This window comes from Blautia parvula (assembly GCF_020215665.1).
Taxonomy (GTDB): Bacteria; Bacillota; Clostridia; order Lachnospirales; family Lachnospiraceae; genus Blautia; species Blautia celeris.
The window spans coordinates 2732396-2747712 of the sequence record NZ_CP084061.1; the positions used below are offsets into that span (position 1 = coordinate 2732396).

A 15317-nucleotide genomic window follows, 5' to 3' on the forward strand; every position below is an offset into this window, starting at 1 on the left:
TTTATTCACTTTCCATATATTCTTTTGTTACATTCCGCTTATGATCTTCTTCAGAATATGAAGCAGCTTCAGGGAAAATAATTGCGATATAAAAATATTCCTTGTCCTGTCTGACTTCACAGATTCCATTCATCTTTTCCATCATATTCTTAACACTCGGTATCCCTACGTGGGTGCCTTCCACTGTTTCCTCCAACTGTTTTACCGCATTTCTGAAAGAGAATCCGATTTTGTTCCCATTGCATACAGAGCATATCTCAACTGCTTTTTGGGGATCGGCATATTTTATAATATTTGATGATATATTATCTATGATACGCCATATATAATCCGTACAAATCCTAAGTTTCTTATCTACCCACTCCATACTGAACTCTATAGTAAATCCCTTCTGTCGAAGATAGCTGCAGGTTTCCGAGAACAAGTCATAAAACAGGACTTCATAATATTCCGGTTCCTCCAACACCATTTCCGTTGTTCCGGTTACCAGCGTATATTCATATAGATGTTCTGTAAGCTGTTTCATTCTATGTGCTTTCTTGTCTATCTTCTCAATATATTCTTTTAAATGCACTTCATCTTTATATTTTCCTGTCTTTATAATTTCAGTATATAACATAATAGAGGTGACCGGTGTCCTGATGTCATGAGACATCTCCGTAATCACCTTTTGATTTTCCCGCACGATATCCGCTTCCCGTTTAATCAGGCTGCGAAAAGATAAACGCATATTGTCCAGGCCCTCCGCCAGCGCAGTAAGCTCGTCTTTTCCTTTTACCGTAATCTTATAGTCCAGGCTCCCGCCTTCCAGTAGTTCAATCTCTTCACTTAACTTTAAAATATAATTCATTTTCCTGCGGATTCCCAAAAGAACCAATATTAAAAACAAGATAAAGGAAAACATGATCTCTATGATCAATGCATAATTGTAAAACTGATATGCATATAACCCCCAAATGTATACCTGTGCTTCCCCATCAACAAATTTTACCGAATAATAGTTCTCCCATTCATAATCACCGGCGGCAATTTCCTCTTCCCATAATTCCTGCTGGGGATACTCTGAATCAAATACCTGAATACCGTCCTTATAAATCCTTATGGTAAGGATTCTCTGCTTTTTCACCCATGAATCCAGTGACTCCGCATCTCTTGATGTAAGCTGATTCCGTTCAATATACTGCTGTAGTTTTCTGATATAGTTTTCATCCTGCTGTCTTTCATATCCGGTATGATCATAATAGCAATTAATCACATATTCCATCGAATAATTCATCACCCAAAAAACAAGTCCTGCCGCGATTGCTGAAAAAACCAAAAGCCGCAGAAGCTGGAAATAGATAGAATCTTTTTTATTCACTGCCTGCGTCAAACTTATACCCCTTTCCCCATTCAGTACGTATATATCTTGGATTTTTAGGATCCGGCTCTATCTTTACCCTTAGATTCCGAATATGCACCATGATGGTACTGTTACAAGAGTAAAAATATGGTTCCTGCCACACACTTTCATAAAGATTCTGCGCCGAGAATATCTTCCCCGGATACTGCATCATCAGCAGCAGGATGTGATACTCAATATCTGTTATCTCCTTTTCTTCTCCCTTTACATAAACCTCATTAAATGATTGATGTATCCGTATACCGCCCATTTCCAGATAGGTTTCGGCATCACCTCCCGCGTTCTTTCCCATGTACACCTTATATCTGCGCAGTAGAGCTTTTATCCTTCCCAGGAGCTCTGCGTAGGAAAATGGTTTAGGCAGATAATCATCCCCACCCGCCATCAGCCCGATCAGCTTATCAGATTCCTGAACCTTTGCTGTCAAAAAAAGAATCGGAACATTGGAAACCTTTCGTATTTCTCTGCATGTATATATTCCTGACATTCCCGGCATCATGACATCCAAAATGACCAAATCTGTCTTGTCATTTAAGATCTCCAGCCCTTGTCTTCCGCTCGCCGCCTCCTTCACTTCATAGTTCTCACTTTCCAAAAGAATACGTACTCCTTCACGAATATCGGCCTCATCTTCTACAATTAAAACCTGCTCCCTGTCCATACTTTGCTCCTTTCCAACTGCGGATACCCATTTTTAATGAGAATTTATTCTTTTATTTTATACTTCCATTCCCAATCCCATCAGCAATACAATAAATTCAATCAATCCTGCAGTAACAAGCCCTATTTTACCAAAAAGATATGGTTTTTTAATCTTTATCGGAAGCACAAATGCAGCTGCCATCAGCATCGAAATTGTTATGACCATTCCTCCTGCAGCCGGTCCCCTGCCATTCTCCATGGCATAAAAAGCCGGCAGGATCAATGCAGAGGAGGTTACAGGAAGTCCCAGATACCACTGACGTTTTTCGGTTTCTCCCTGCTGCCTTTCTTCCTCCAGGACATTAAAATAAGCCAGCCGTATCAATGCACATAACAAATAAAGGCACCCTGCCAACAGGCCGGAATACCTCTTCCCGCTGATGTTATACGTAAATAATGCAGGAAGCACCCCAAAACAGATCAGGTCGCTCAAGGAATCAATCTGAATTCCGAACCTTTTCTCTCTGACACTCCTTTGCTTTGTAGCGGCCACTGTACCGTCAAACATGTCGCATACCCCCGCGGTCATAAGACAGAGGACTGCCTGCCTGTATGCCCCTTCCATCGTATACGTAATACCTACAAATCCTATCAGCATTCCCAGATAGGTCAACACGACTGTATAATTATAATAGCCGCATAACCGTTTCTTTTCCTCCATTTTTCCACCTCTTTCATTCCTTATGATACAACCGTTGAGAATATCAGACTATATGCCAGGATACACCACGGCTTGCCAAATATGATAATCGCAGTAAATTTGCGGGCAGTCATTCTTGTTATACCGGTAAAATAACAAAAAAAATCATCTGGAAATAATGGCAGTACCATACCGAGAAACAGCACAATTGTATAGAATCTGCTCTCCGCTGCCCAAGTGGCCCATTTTTCATATCGTTTTCCGGGAAACATCCGGGAAACCAAATCTTTGCCATATTTTCTGGCCAGCCAGAAAGCGATGACAGAACCTGCGGATATTCCGATATAGTTACACCAGAACCCTCCCATCCATCCAAAAAGAACAGCTCCTACAATACACCCCAAGAATCCGGGCAATACTGGCAGCACCACCTGTACCGCCTGGATCCCGGTCAATATAACGGGACCCAGAAGCCCAAAACCTGCAATATACCGCTGCAGCGTTTCTACAGAATGAAACCTGCCGTCCAGATAAGCTTTAAAAAGGGCGGCACAGAAAGCCAGACACATCAGGAGCAGAAAAGCGGTTATCCATTTCTTCTTACCGCTTGAATCATCTATATTCATTTTTGTGCATCACCTCCATTTTGGATATTTCTTTCTTAATGTATTAAGGATGAAATGGGCTGTACACTCCTGTACAGCCCATCATGTTTCCTTTTAATTATTACTTTTGTCCTTTACAGAATCATTTTTATTTGCTATGTTCGATTTTTTCGTATCGCTATTCTTTTTATCCTTATCTTGTTTTGACTGTGTTTTTTTCTTTGTTTCAGTATCTTTCTCCCTGTCCTTCTGTACACCGGTACTGTTTTTTTTCTGTGGTGTTTTCTTGCTATCCTGTTCCTTTTCGTCAGCAGACGAATTGGACCTGTTCTTTGTCTCCGGCTGGGCGGACTCGTTCTTTACTCCCGGCTGAGGGGGTGCTGCATTTTTATCCTTTCCCCCGCAGGCTACCATACCAAGTGCCATGATACATACTACACTGAGTACAAGTCCTCTCTTTAAGATTCCATTCCTTGCTTTTTTGCTGTCATTCATTTGTTTTGCTCCTTTCGCATTGGATTTTTTGATATGTAACTGTGTTTCGTTACTATCTTAAGTATCATCAAAAAATCTTAACCATTCCTAAAAAACTTCTTAATAAATCTAAAGTTACATTTATCGGGTTTCGCAGTAACTGCGAAGATACAGCAGCATTTCATACAGGATCATCTTTTCACGGTCCCCGGATGTAAGGATGAGCGGTCGTTTGCTCACCTCATTGTAGCCAGCTATAAAATCCGTCTCTTTTTCCACATCATCGTATATAAACAAAGCAGATACAAAAGCAGCCAATGGATCACTAAAAAAGCTTCGTTCAAAATCAATGATCGCGGAAATGGAAGACGTCCGCTTTTGACTCAGAAACACGTTTCCTGCCCACATATCGAAATTCACTAACACGGGGGTTTTTACCAGAAGCGTCCTGCAAAAGCATGGTTTATATCCCCGAACCAATCATATTCCACACTATGTATTCTCGCTGTGTAACGTCCAAGTGCCCTCATAAGTTCCGGATTTTTCCCGGGCCAGAGTTCATACCAGGACTTTCCTTTTATCCGTTCCATAATAAAATAATCACAGGGAATAACTTTCCTGGAAAAGTCGTAGACATATATCTTTGGAATCGGGATTTTCACATGTTTCAATAATTGATAGGCATAGATCTCAGCACGCAAAATATCCTTCTCATGATTCGGAACCCCAACAGATTCTATGGGGCTTGTTTTTAAGACCACTCCTTTTTCAAGGCCGCCGGTTCCTTCGATCTGATAAAGGGTATTAAATGTACCGCCTTTTAATGTCCTGACTGAAGTGATCTCCGCACCGGGAAAATGCTTATTGACCAGTCTGCGAATCTGCTCTCTTGTGAATACGTTCTTCGTCACAGTCTTCACTAATCTTCAACCTCCAACTTATTTTATCCCTTTTAAACCCATGCATGATCGGCTTAATCCCGATACAGATGCTGCACCCTCTCTTCTTTATTTGATCCTCAGTTTTATCGGCACTGTAAAATATCTTTTTTCATATTTCCTGCCGATTATATCTAATATTACAAGTGCAGCAATTACTACAGCACCCAACTTTAACAAACTGTACTTTTTCTTATTGTCAACAAACTTCATAACAACACCTCCGCTGCTTTGCATAGTCATTTGCTGCATCCATAGGCTTTCAAGCTTTAAACGTTACCTCCATCCTCATTCGCTTCTCTTTAACCCGGAGTGATAGGAATAATATTCCTGACCTGCCTTCGACTGTCCGGCTGCTTCTGCTGTGGCATTTACCCAGTCAAGATCTTCGGACTCCACTGTGTCTGAAACCAACTCTTTAAAAAATGAATAGGCGGCAAATCCAAGAGCGGTGATCCCTGCTCCGATCAATAACATTTTGGTACTCTTTTTCATGATAAACATCCTTTCTGCTATTACATATAATGGTATTTCTTTCTTTCCCTGATCAAAAAGAAAAGTGAGATTACAAACGCAAAAATTTCCGCTGTGACATCCGCCCACCATATGCCGTCCAGACCAAGTAAAACAGGCAGAAACAATACCGCGGCAAGCTTGAAGATAAATGTCCGCAGGAAAGAAATCGCTGCCGACACACCACCGTTGTTGAGGGCAGTAAAGAAGGAAGACGCAAAAATATTAAATCCCACGATCAGAAATGATATGGTGGAAATCCGAAGGGCATGAACCGTCATCTTAAAGAGTGTCATATCGTATCCCACAAAGATATCGGAAAGCGGAAGGGCAAAAATCTGCGCCGCCACGACCATACCTCCGCCAATCGCCCCCATCAGGATGATGCTTTTTCGGAACAGATTCTTTAGTTCTGCATGGTTATCAGCGCCATAGTGATAGCTGATGACCGGCGCGCATCCCATAGAATATCCAATAAAGACAGCGGCAAAAATAAATTGAACATACATGAGAACACCGTAAGCGGCGACGCCATTTTCTCCGGCATATTTCAGCAGCTGAAAATTATAGAAGATACCCACGACGGATGAAGTAACACTCGATACCATTTCGGATGCGCCGTTCGCACAGGCTTTGACGATAGGAACTGCCTCCAACTTGGTTCTTGTCAGGCGGAGAAGGCTGGTATTGGGCCGCAGGAAATAAATGAGTGGGATCAGGCCCCCCACACATTGACTCAGCCCTGTGGCAATAGCCGCACCTGCTACTCCCCATTTGAAACCAACGATAAACAGGGCATCCAATGCCATATTGGTCACACCTGCCGCTACGGTCGCCGCCAGACCGAGATTTGGTTTCTCCGCCGTGATCAGAAATCCCTGAAGCGCGTTCTGGAGCATAAAGGAAATGCTGAAGCCCATCATGATCCTGCCGTAGAGTACACAATTGGGAAGCATGCCTCCGTCTGCCCCTAACCAGACTGCTACCGGACGCATGACTGCGATTCCGATTATGGAGAGAACAGCGCCTGAGATGACTGTTATCCAGACCATCATGGTAAAATAACGGTTTGCTTTTTCCCGTTTTTGTTCTCCCAGTGTTTTGGCAACCAGAGCGCTTCCGCCTGTCCCCAGCATAAAACCGACACCACCAAAGATCATATCAACCGGCATGATCAGATTTATAGCGGCAAAAGCAGTCTTTCCGACAAAATTGGATACAAACAGACCGTCCACCACACCGTAAATAGAGGTAAATACCATCATAATGATAGATGGAAATACAAATTTTAATAATTTTTTATAATCAAAATGATCAGATAATTGAATCGCCATGATCTTTCCTTTCAAACCAGATTTTTACAAAAGCCGCCAGGTGCGGCACAATTTGGGGGATATCAAGACCAGTGGTATTGACACAGAGATGATAAGCTCTCTTATCCCCCCACGGGTACCCGGAAACAAGGTCATAGCTTGCCGCCCGGGCTTTATCTATCTGCCTGATCCTGCGTTCAAGTTCGCGCTCAGACAGTGTTTCGCCCGGAGATGCCCGATTCCGGCAGCGTTCCTTTTTTGCAGCCATATCCGCATATACAAAAATGTTGTATGGCCCCATATCATGAAGTACAGCGTCTGCGCCTCTGCCTACGATCACGCAGTCTTCCCTTTTTGCAAGGGTACGGATAATTTTGTGCTGTTCTACCAGCATATCCACTACCTGATTCATGGCATAAAACGGTGTGCTGAAACTACACCGAAAGGTATACGGAAAGTTCACAGTAAAATCTCTTTCCAGATGGTTTTCGATATACTGTTCATCCAGCTTAAGGTTTTCCGCAATTTTGCTGATGATCTCTTTGTCATAATAAGCGACACCGAGAACATCTGCCAGACGTTTTCCCAGTTCCCTGCCGCCGCTTCCAAACTCACGGCTCACTGTTATTGTTTTCATATTATTTCCTCCTGTGATCAGTTTATTTAATAAAAGCAATCATCCCTTTTTCATTTAACCGGTATAAAAATGCAAAAAACAGCGGTACACCAAGCATACCTAAAAATCCGAAATATTTTAAACCGAGCAGCATACCTGCAAAGGTAACCATAGGATGCAGACCCATCTGTTTTCCCACAAGTTTTGGCTCTATGGTATTTCTTACGATAGCTATAACGAGATAGAGTAGAAGGATACCTGTTCCGATTCCATAATCCCCCATGACCAATGAAAGAACTCCCCACGGCAGCAGTACAGTCCCTGTTCCTAAAACCGGTAAAATATCCACAACGGCAACCAGTGCGGCAAGCAGAATGGCATGTGGGATTCTCAGAAACGTAAATCCCAACGCAAGCTCCAGAAAAGTGATGCCAAAGATTGCTATATAAGAGACCAGGCATTTTAAAATCGTTCCGCCAAAAAAAGAACGTGCCTCTTTGAAAACCTGACGTTTGCTGTCCGGAATCTGACGTATGATAAATGTTTTTATCCTTTCAAAATCAATCGTAAGGAAAACAGTGGCAATGATCGTTATGATCGTCTTTAAAAATAAGGATGGGATTACAGATGCAGCTCCCGTAATCATTTTAAAAAGAAAACCCGATGCAGCCGTGATCCCTTTTCCCATTGACTGCATAAGGACAGAAAAAATCTCTCCTGCATCCGGACCAGGCACTGCCAGCAGTCCATCCAGTTTATCTGCTGCGGCCTCTAAAAACGGAAAAACGACTTCCGTAAACAGCGATGGCAGAGCGTCTGCAGTTTCTTTCATTCCCTCCACAATTTTACCTCCTGCGGCTCCAAACAAAATCCCTATGATTATGAAAAACAGTACCACAACAGGAATGCAGATAAAGGGTCTTTTCAGATGCGTTTTTTCTGACAGCATACAGATCGGGCGGTTTAAAATACAAGCTATGATTCCCGCGATCAAAAACGGGGATAAAACGGGTAATGCATATTTTATGATACCGTATGTAATTATGGCTATGATTGCCCAATAAACGAATTTCGTTATGAACCCCCGCTGTTGTTCCGTCTGCTGACGGTCGTTCCTCTGTTCTTTCAATAAGCACGCTCCTTTCCGTCCATAAAACTCCATTCGCAAAATCTTTTTTCCATTTTATTGTCATCATATGTCTCATCAATAACCCGTTCCACACGGTTTTTTGGCGTTATCCCTTCATGGCGGTCTCTCCAGCGGACCAGGCACATGGCTGTCAGGGAAAGATTAACAGCCATAAATACACTCATGAAGATACAGGCCGCTTTCCAAAATTTCGCCTGCATCCTGTCAAACATCTTATCGATCACCGGCACTAACCATCGTGAGAAAACAATTCCCAGTGCCCCCCACAAAACAGTCATTTTAAGACTTACCCGGCCTTCGATATTCAGAAAATGCCTGCTGTAATCCCAGGCTTTCATATGGAGCCAATATTCCAGAACCCAGCTGCAGGCATACTCAAACACAGCGGCAATCAGGGAAAATACCAGAAACTGCGTTACCCGGCTTTTATTTTTTAACCGGACAGATCCCAGATAAAGCCCGACTGCTCCAAAACCATAGATAATACAAAACGGTCCCCACATGGAAACCACATGGGTCTCCCAATGTCCCGCCCGGATCAGACACCAGATACCTTCCAGAATCACGCCTAAGACACTGCCGATCATAAACAGCCAAAACATATTCTCATAAGTAATAGGTTTTGTCATGGTATTCTGCTTCATCAAAACGCCTCCTTTCCTGTTTTTTGTACCCTCTGTCCGCCTGACGGGCAGCCATCATGCTCGGATATATTTTCCGCATATGCGCATCATCACCTATCCAAAGCTCCTAAACGGATTGTGCGGCAAACTGACTTTGATACAGTTCAGCGTAAAAGCCATTGCGGGCGAGCAGCTCCTCATGGGTGCCCTGCTCGATGATCGTTCCTTCCCGCATCACTAAAATAAGGTCCGCATCCCGGATAGTGGACAAGCGGTGTGCAATGACAAAGCTGGTCCGCCCTTTCATCAGATGATTCATGGCTTTCTGGATCTCAACCTCTGTCCGTGTATCCACGCTGGATGTTGCTTCATCCAAAATTAAAATGGCCGGGTTGGCAAGAATCACCCTTGCAATTGTCATCAGCTGTTTCTGGCCCACAGAGATGCCCGTCAGTTCATCATCTAAAATGGTCTGATATCCCTGGGGCAGAGTACGGATAAAATGATCGATTCTGGCCGCCTTCGCAGCCCCTATGATTTCTTCCATCGAAGCATCCTCATATCCATAGGCTATATTCTCGGCGATCGTGCCATTAAACAGCCAGGTATCCTGCAATACCATTCCAAGAATAGAACGCAGCTCTTTTCGGTTCATGTCCCTGATGTTGACACCATCAATGGTGATCCTGCCGCCCTGCAATTCATAGAACCGCATCAGCAGATTGACAAGCGTTGTTTTTCCAGCTCCCGTCGGTCCCACAACAGCGATCTGACTGCCTGCCTGTATCCGGAAATCAATATTTTCCATCAGGATTTTGTCATCGCTGTATCCAAACCGTACCTGCTCAAAAGAAACATTTCCCCGAGGGGTCGGAAGCAAGACCTCGTTGGTTGCATCCGGTAATTCCTCCAGCTCGTCTTCGATCTGATAAACCCGCTCTACGGAAGCGATTGCTGCCTGCAGGCTGTTGAGTGTATAGGACATCTCCGTGACCGGTTCGGATATCTGGTTTATATATTGGAAAATAGCCTGTACTTCACCAATAGAGATTGTGCCGCTGATCACGGACATGGCTCCGCGGACAGCTATGACCACATAACCAATCTGTCCCAACAGGCGGATCAGAGGGTTGATGGCATAGGTAATAAATTGCGCGTTCAAAGAAGTCTTCCTCAATTTTTCATTCAGCTCATCATTGTTCTTTATCATCTCTTCCTGCAGATTAAATGCCTTGATCAGGCTGTTGCCTGTAAAAGATTCCTCGATATTGGCATTCAATTCCCCAAGTGCAGACTGATTTTTTGCGTAATAGCGGTTTGTCTTCATGGAGATCAAAACGGCAGCCGTCATGCTCACAATTATGGTGAGTAATGCAACCAGTGTTAAAGAAGGACTGATTGAAAGCATCATTACGAATGCGCCGGTGATCGTGATCACCGCAGAGATAAACTGTGTCAGCCCTTCCTGCAGTGTATCCGCCACTTTTTCAAGGTCACTGGTCACACGGCTCAGAATATCGCCTTTTTTGTGCGTGTCATAATACCGAAGCGGAAGCCGGTTCAGTTTCCCGCTTATGGATTCCCGCAGAGAGAGTGTCAGTTTTTGCGATACGCCGGCTAAAATATACTGTGGAATGTAGTTAAAAAGCGCCCCAAGCAGATACAATACCAGGATGACGAACATAATGTTGCCCATGGATATAAGGTTTACTGTAAATATCCCGCCAATGGCCCTTGCATTCTGCACTCCGTCAAAAATCCGGTTAATCGCCCGGCCGATCAGTGTCGGTGTTAAAATCGTACACACAGCGGAAACAGCCAGACAGATAAATGTGAAAATAATCTTTCCCTTCTGCTTCATCAAATCCTTGAAGAAACGTTTTAATGTACCCTTGATATTTTGCGCACGGTCTGCTGTCATTCCTTCTCCCAGGGAATCGGTATTGTTCTGTACGTCCATAGCTCCTTTTTCTTCTATCATGCCAATTCCTCCTCACTCATCTGTGACCTGGCTATCTGCTGATAAACCGGGCAGTTCTCAAGTAATTCTTTATGTGTACCCTTGCCGACGATCTTTCCTTCATCCAACACAATGATCTGATCGGCATCCAGGATCGTACTGATCCGCTGGGCCACAATGATGACCGCACTTTCTGACACATCCTGTTTCAGTGCCTTACGCAGACGGGCATCCGTTTTAAAATCCAACGCTGAAAAACTGTCATCAAAAATAAAAATCTCCGGTTTCCTTATGAGTGCTCTTGCAATAGAAAGCCGCTGCTTCTGCCCTCCGGAAAAGTTACTCCCAGCCTGAGAGACCGGAGATTCCAACCCTTTTTCCAGATTTGTGATAAAGTCGTCGATCTGAGCGGTCTTCACAGCATGGTGCATTTCCTTTTCTGTTGCGTCTTTTTTTCCATGACGCAGATTATCCGCGATCGTCCCGCTGAAAAGAAAGGCTTTCTGCGGCACGTAACCGATTTTGTCACGCAGCTCCTCCTGCGGATATTCACGCACATCTTTTCCGTCGATCAAAATATTCCCGTTCTCAATATCATAAAACCGCATCAGAAGGCAGGCGATCGTAGATTTTCCCGAACCGGTACTGCCTATAACTGCTGTTGTCTTTCCTTTTTCTACAGTGAAGTTTATATCCTGCAGTACCACTTCCTCTGCTCCCGCGTAACGGAATGTCACATTTCTGAATTCCACAGCCGCGTCTGCTTCTCCCTCGCTAATCTGCACAATACTTGCTGCCGGCTCCGGTCTGTTTTCCAATACCTCCGTGATACGGTTCGCACAGATCTGGGCGCGGGGAATGAAGATAAATACGGCAACTCCCATCAGCAGATACATAAGTGTCAGCATAGCATATTCAATGATCGCCATAATATCTCCGATCTCCATACCGCCTCTCGCCACCTGACTGCCGCCGACCCAGATGATCACCAGTGTACAGACATTCATAAGCACCATGACGAATGGTATCATGACTGCAAATATCTTATTTGCTTTAATAGCTGTTGCGGCATACTCCTGGAAAGTTTTATCCGTGCGCATTTTTTCATATGCGGTGCGGTTAAAAGCACGGATCACCCTGACCCCGATAATGCTTTCTCTGACAGTCCGGTTGATCTTATCCAGCAGGACCTGCAGACTGTCAAATATAGGGATGACTTTTTTACCCATCATGACAACAAAAACAATGATCGCTATCATAAAGCCAAGAATCGTGAATGCCAGCAGCCTGTTTTTTGAAAATGCAAGGATCAATCCGGCAATCGTCATAAATGGGGCAGGAAGCAGCATTTCAACAATAATGGAAAAAGCCACCTGTATCTGTGTCACATCATTGGTGCTCCGTGTGATCAAGGATGCCGCGCCGAACCTGTTAAAGTCATTGATAGAAAACTCCTGTGCTCTCCGGAATAAGGCCCCACGGATATCACACCCCATGCTGGTGGATATATATGTGGATGTATATGTCCCGAGAACGGAAAATACCGCAGTGACCACAGCGGTCAGGAGCATAAACCCGCCTGTTTTCCACACATGATCCAGATTCCCTGTCACAATACCGTTATTTACAATATCTGCGGTGAGTGTCGGGATATATAGGGTTCCCATGACCTGTATAAACAGCAATCCTATCATAAGCAGGAGTTTATTTTTATACGGCCTCAAAAAATATAATAGTTTCTTCATTGTAACCTCCTGTTCGTCAATAGAAAGCACGCCCCAGCGAATTTTCTATTGTCATAAATAAAAAGGAGCCGATAACCACGAATAAAAATCGTAGTTATCGGCTCTGCGTCTTCGCGTCTGGCTCTTTGATAATAGACATTTTAAATTGCTTCACGGTAATCAGGGCTTCCTGCTTACACTTCGGACAAAATAGAGGAAAATTCTGCAGCACTGTATTTTCCTGTATCTTTAATCTTGTTTTACTTTTACAAAAGGGGCATAGAAGCCACTGCTCTCTCATTCCGATCCCCCTTTTCCGCATTCCAACAGATGCCCCAGCTCCTCCTTGAGGAATAGGTGATGCTTTTCAGAAAGGGCAACTGCCGTATCCCGTTCTGTCTCTGACAACCTTGAAAATGCTTTCTGCTCAGCAATAAACAACGGCAGGATCATTTCCCTGCAAAATTCACTTCCCTTTTCTGTTAAATGTATAGATTTGCTGTTACGCGCTTTCTGTATCGGGGCAAGCTGTACATAGCCGGCTTTTACAAGGACATTGATCGCTGAGTTGATTGTCTGTTTCGGAATGCACCACAACTCTGCAAGACTGTTTTGTGTATAAATCTCATCTGATTCGCAAAGGCTGTACAAAACCCAAAATGCTGTATCAGAAATCCCCAAGCGGACAGCAAAGCGATGGTACAATTCTCCCTGCTTTCTGTCAAGCTGATTTAAAGCTGCCAATTGTTCTTTCACATTGTTGTTCATTTTTTCCTCCTTTACAGCTCAAAATCCCGTTTCGGATTTTAATAATCATAAGTCCGAAACGGGATTTTGTCAATAGGTTTCATAAAAGCTTTAGAATATTTATAATATTTATTATTTGTATCTGCATAGATGCGGCTCTGGAGGTTCATCCCCTCCCCGCCGCATAATACTTCTGCAGCTTACTCTGTGGCTTCTCCGGCAGAGTCATGACCAGCTTCCCGCTTCTCAAAAGCGGATTCACATATTTTTTCATGGCATAATACAAAGTTTTCACGCCCATAAACTCTGCGATCTCTGTCTTTGACCTTGGCTGTGCGCAGAATTTCAGTAAATCCTGTACGCTTTTCTCCCCCGGCATCTCTTCCGTATCCGGGCCGTTCACAGCATACAATGCACTTTCCATGACTACCGAAGGTTTTGATGACACACTGCGGTAGCTGACAGTACCGTTATAGAGGGTCACAACAAATTCATTGCGCCGGTTCTCAAAGACCGGGTCAGGCAGACCGGCATCTGCCATTTCCTTGCGGATCGTGGGGATACCGGAATAACGGTTCTCCGCTCCGGTCAGGCTCTCCGCCATGACTGCCAGGGCCGGATTGCGCAGGTCAGGCCGGGCCACGCCAAGCTGCTCTACTGTCATCCTGCCGTACAGGTTTCCCGGGCTATGGATTTCCAGGCGGTCTTTAAAAAAGTCGATCTGCACCGGAGTCCCCTCTGTATGCTCACTGTAATCTCTGTGGATCAGGGCATTTAAAACAGCTTCCCTGACTGCGTTCAGAGGATATTCGGCCTTATCCCTCCGCCTGCCGGTATCCGGGTCAATGATGGTCTTTACTTTCATGTTGCGCTTACAGAAACCCACAGCCTCCTCCACCATCTCGGAGATTGTTCCGCAGATTCTCCTGTTGTCCATGAAGCGCTCCAGGTCTTCACCCACGTCCCCAATCTCATAGCCCGGTACCACGACCGCGGTTATGCTGTACTGAGGAAATATACCCTGAGGATAGATGCAAAAATTCATAATCCCGGCCAGAGTGGGAATGCCTCCTCTGGTCACATTGAGCATCTCCAGCATCTGTGGCTCCTGAAGGAGAGAAAACTGCGGACGCTCTGCCTTCTTATCGTTCAAAAAACGTTCCAGCCTTGTCTGTTCCAGCATGGAAACCGGGATTCTCTCCACAGTACGCTCATCATCATGCACGTGCTTACGGTATGCCTCATAGCTGTAGATCTCATAGTCCGTCATGGGAAGGTCCGCATCTCCAACCCGTATATATGCGCCTTTTACTTTACCGGCGCCCTTATAGTAACAGGGACGTTCTGCAAGGTCAATGGCAGGAATCTCTGCGGAACATATGTTTACACCTTCGTATTCCGCAAATGTAAATACAGCCCGGACCGGCGGCTCCATCTGATTGCACTGCTCTGTCACCTTCTTCTGCAGATCATGCAGATCATATACGCCCACCGCCCGGAATGCCGCTCTCTCATCAAGACCGAAAATCAGGATACCTCCGCTGTCCTGATTGGAAAAGCCGGATAATGTATCATAAAGCCTTTTCGGACAGCCGTCTTTTGCAGCTTTCACTTCCAGAAACTGCGCCTCTGCCCTCTGTGCCCGGACTTTTGCAGCCAGTTCCCTTAACTCTTCCGGTAACATCAAATCCCCCTCTTTCGCAATACAGAACATTTGTTCTTATTTTATGGATTTATAATACCATATTACGGATGATTTATCAAGTTTATTTTGAAAGTTTTGTTTGTATTTGCAATATTTGTTCGTATATTTACCCCATTATTTTGTAATTTTACTCTTCTGTTCCAATGATCCATCTGTAAACACCTGATGATTTTTCCGGAATCACGTCTGTGCCGACACACTTTGC

Annotated in this window: 18 protein-coding genes; all 18 read right to left on the reverse strand. The window is 44.3% G+C overall.

Features of this window, described 5'->3' with window-relative positions; translation table 11 throughout:
* Nucleotide 1: 1 nt before the first annotated feature.
* On the reverse strand, nucleotides 2-1372 hold the full coding sequence (locus LC508_RS12780) for a histidine kinase dimerization/phospho-acceptor domain-containing protein (protein ID WP_103731796.1): 1371 nt from the start codon (nucleotides 1370-1372) through the stop codon (nucleotides 2-4).
* Nucleotides 1353-2063 carry a response regulator transcription factor gene (locus tag LC508_RS12785; RefSeq protein WP_054352159.1) on the reverse strand — a complete coding sequence of 237 codons (711 nt, stop codon included), beginning with the start codon at nucleotides 2061-2063 and terminating at the stop codon, nucleotides 1353-1355. Before LC508_RS12785 ends, LC508_RS12780 begins: the two co-directional genes overlap by 20 nt.
* 57 nt (nucleotides 2064-2120) lie before the next feature.
* The gene (locus LC508_RS12790) at nucleotides 2121-2765 is read right to left on the reverse strand and encodes a CDP-alcohol phosphatidyltransferase family protein (RefSeq protein WP_103731795.1); all 645 of its coding nucleotides are present in this window, start codon (nucleotides 2763-2765) and stop codon (nucleotides 2121-2123) included.
* 20 nt (nucleotides 2766-2785) lie between these two features.
* Nucleotides 2786-3370: a TVP38/TMEM64 family protein gene (locus LC508_RS12795; protein WP_033139370.1), complete on the reverse strand. Its 585-nt coding sequence runs from the start codon at nucleotides 3368-3370 to the stop codon at nucleotides 2786-2788.
* Nucleotides 3371-3463: 93 nt separating this feature from the next.
* On the reverse strand, nucleotides 3464-3844 hold the full coding sequence (locus LC508_RS12800) for a hypothetical protein (protein WP_033139369.1): 381 nt from the start codon (nucleotides 3842-3844) through the stop codon (nucleotides 3464-3466).
* A gap of 120 nt (nucleotides 3845-3964) precedes the next feature.
* Nucleotides 3965-4231, reverse strand: a complete 267-nt coding sequence (locus tag LC508_RS12805; RefSeq protein WP_103731794.1) for a hypothetical protein — start codon at nucleotides 4229-4231, stop codon at nucleotides 3965-3967.
* 26 nt (nucleotides 4232-4257) lie between these two features.
* Nucleotides 4258-4743: a phosphotransferase family protein gene (locus tag LC508_RS12810; protein WP_103731793.1), complete on the reverse strand. Its 486-nt coding sequence runs from the start codon at nucleotides 4741-4743 to the stop codon at nucleotides 4258-4260.
* Nucleotides 4744-4830: 87 nt separating this feature from the next.
* Complete coding sequence (locus LC508_RS12815) at nucleotides 4831-4974, reverse strand: hypothetical protein (RefSeq protein WP_156120799.1); 144 nt, start codon at nucleotides 4972-4974, stop codon at nucleotides 4831-4833.
* A 75-nt stretch (nucleotides 4975-5049) separates the two neighbouring features.
* On the reverse strand, nucleotides 5050-5256 hold the full coding sequence (locus LC508_RS12820; RefSeq protein WP_146051685.1) for a hypothetical protein: 207 nt from the start codon (nucleotides 5254-5256) through the stop codon (nucleotides 5050-5052).
* 20 nt (nucleotides 5257-5276) lie between these two features.
* Nucleotides 5277-6608: an MATE family efflux transporter gene (locus tag LC508_RS12825; protein WP_033139367.1), complete on the reverse strand. Its 1332-nt coding sequence runs from the start codon at nucleotides 6606-6608 to the stop codon at nucleotides 5277-5279.
* A complete protein-coding gene (locus LC508_RS12830; protein WP_033139366.1) occupies nucleotides 6589-7224 on the reverse strand; it encodes a cytidylate kinase-like family protein in 636 nt (211 codons plus the stop codon). Before LC508_RS12830 ends, LC508_RS12825 begins: the two co-directional genes overlap by 20 nt.
* A 22-nt stretch (nucleotides 7225-7246) precedes the next feature.
* Nucleotides 7247-8332 (reverse strand): sporulation integral membrane protein YtvI, encoded by a 1086-nt coding sequence (gene ytvI, locus LC508_RS12835; protein WP_158587217.1) that lies wholly within the window; start codon nucleotides 8330-8332, stop codon nucleotides 7247-7249.
* On the reverse strand, nucleotides 8329-8997 hold the full coding sequence (locus LC508_RS12840) for a putative ABC transporter permease (protein WP_054352153.1): 669 nt from the start codon (nucleotides 8995-8997) through the stop codon (nucleotides 8329-8331). The genes ytvI and LC508_RS12840 overlap by 4 nt, the downstream gene beginning before the upstream one ends.
* A 106-nt stretch (nucleotides 8998-9103) precedes the next feature.
* The gene (locus LC508_RS12845; protein ID WP_103731791.1) at nucleotides 9104-10957 is read right to left on the reverse strand and encodes an ABC transporter ATP-binding protein; all 1854 of its coding nucleotides are present in this window, start codon (nucleotides 10955-10957) and stop codon (nucleotides 9104-9106) included.
* Nucleotides 10954-12681, reverse strand: coding sequence for an ABC transporter ATP-binding protein (locus LC508_RS12850; protein WP_103731790.1), 1728 nt, complete (start codon nucleotides 12679-12681; stop codon nucleotides 10954-10956). The genes LC508_RS12845 and LC508_RS12850 overlap by 4 nt, the downstream gene beginning before the upstream one ends.
* A gap of 94 nt (nucleotides 12682-12775) precedes the next feature.
* Nucleotides 12776-12961 carry a cysteine-rich KTR domain-containing protein gene (locus tag LC508_RS12855; protein ID WP_033139363.1) on the reverse strand — a complete coding sequence of 62 codons (186 nt, stop codon included), beginning with the start codon at nucleotides 12959-12961 and terminating at the stop codon, nucleotides 12776-12778.
* Nucleotides 12958-13428: a MarR family winged helix-turn-helix transcriptional regulator gene (locus LC508_RS12860; RefSeq protein ID WP_033139362.1), complete on the reverse strand. Its 471-nt coding sequence runs from the start codon at nucleotides 13426-13428 to the stop codon at nucleotides 12958-12960. Before LC508_RS12860 ends, LC508_RS12855 begins: the two co-directional genes overlap by 4 nt.
* A 145-nt stretch (nucleotides 13429-13573) precedes the next feature.
* Nucleotides 13574-15091, reverse strand: a complete 1518-nt coding sequence (locus LC508_RS12865; RefSeq protein WP_103732395.1) for an ATP-binding protein — start codon at nucleotides 15089-15091, stop codon at nucleotides 13574-13576.
* Nucleotides 15092-15317: the final 226 nt, after the last annotated feature.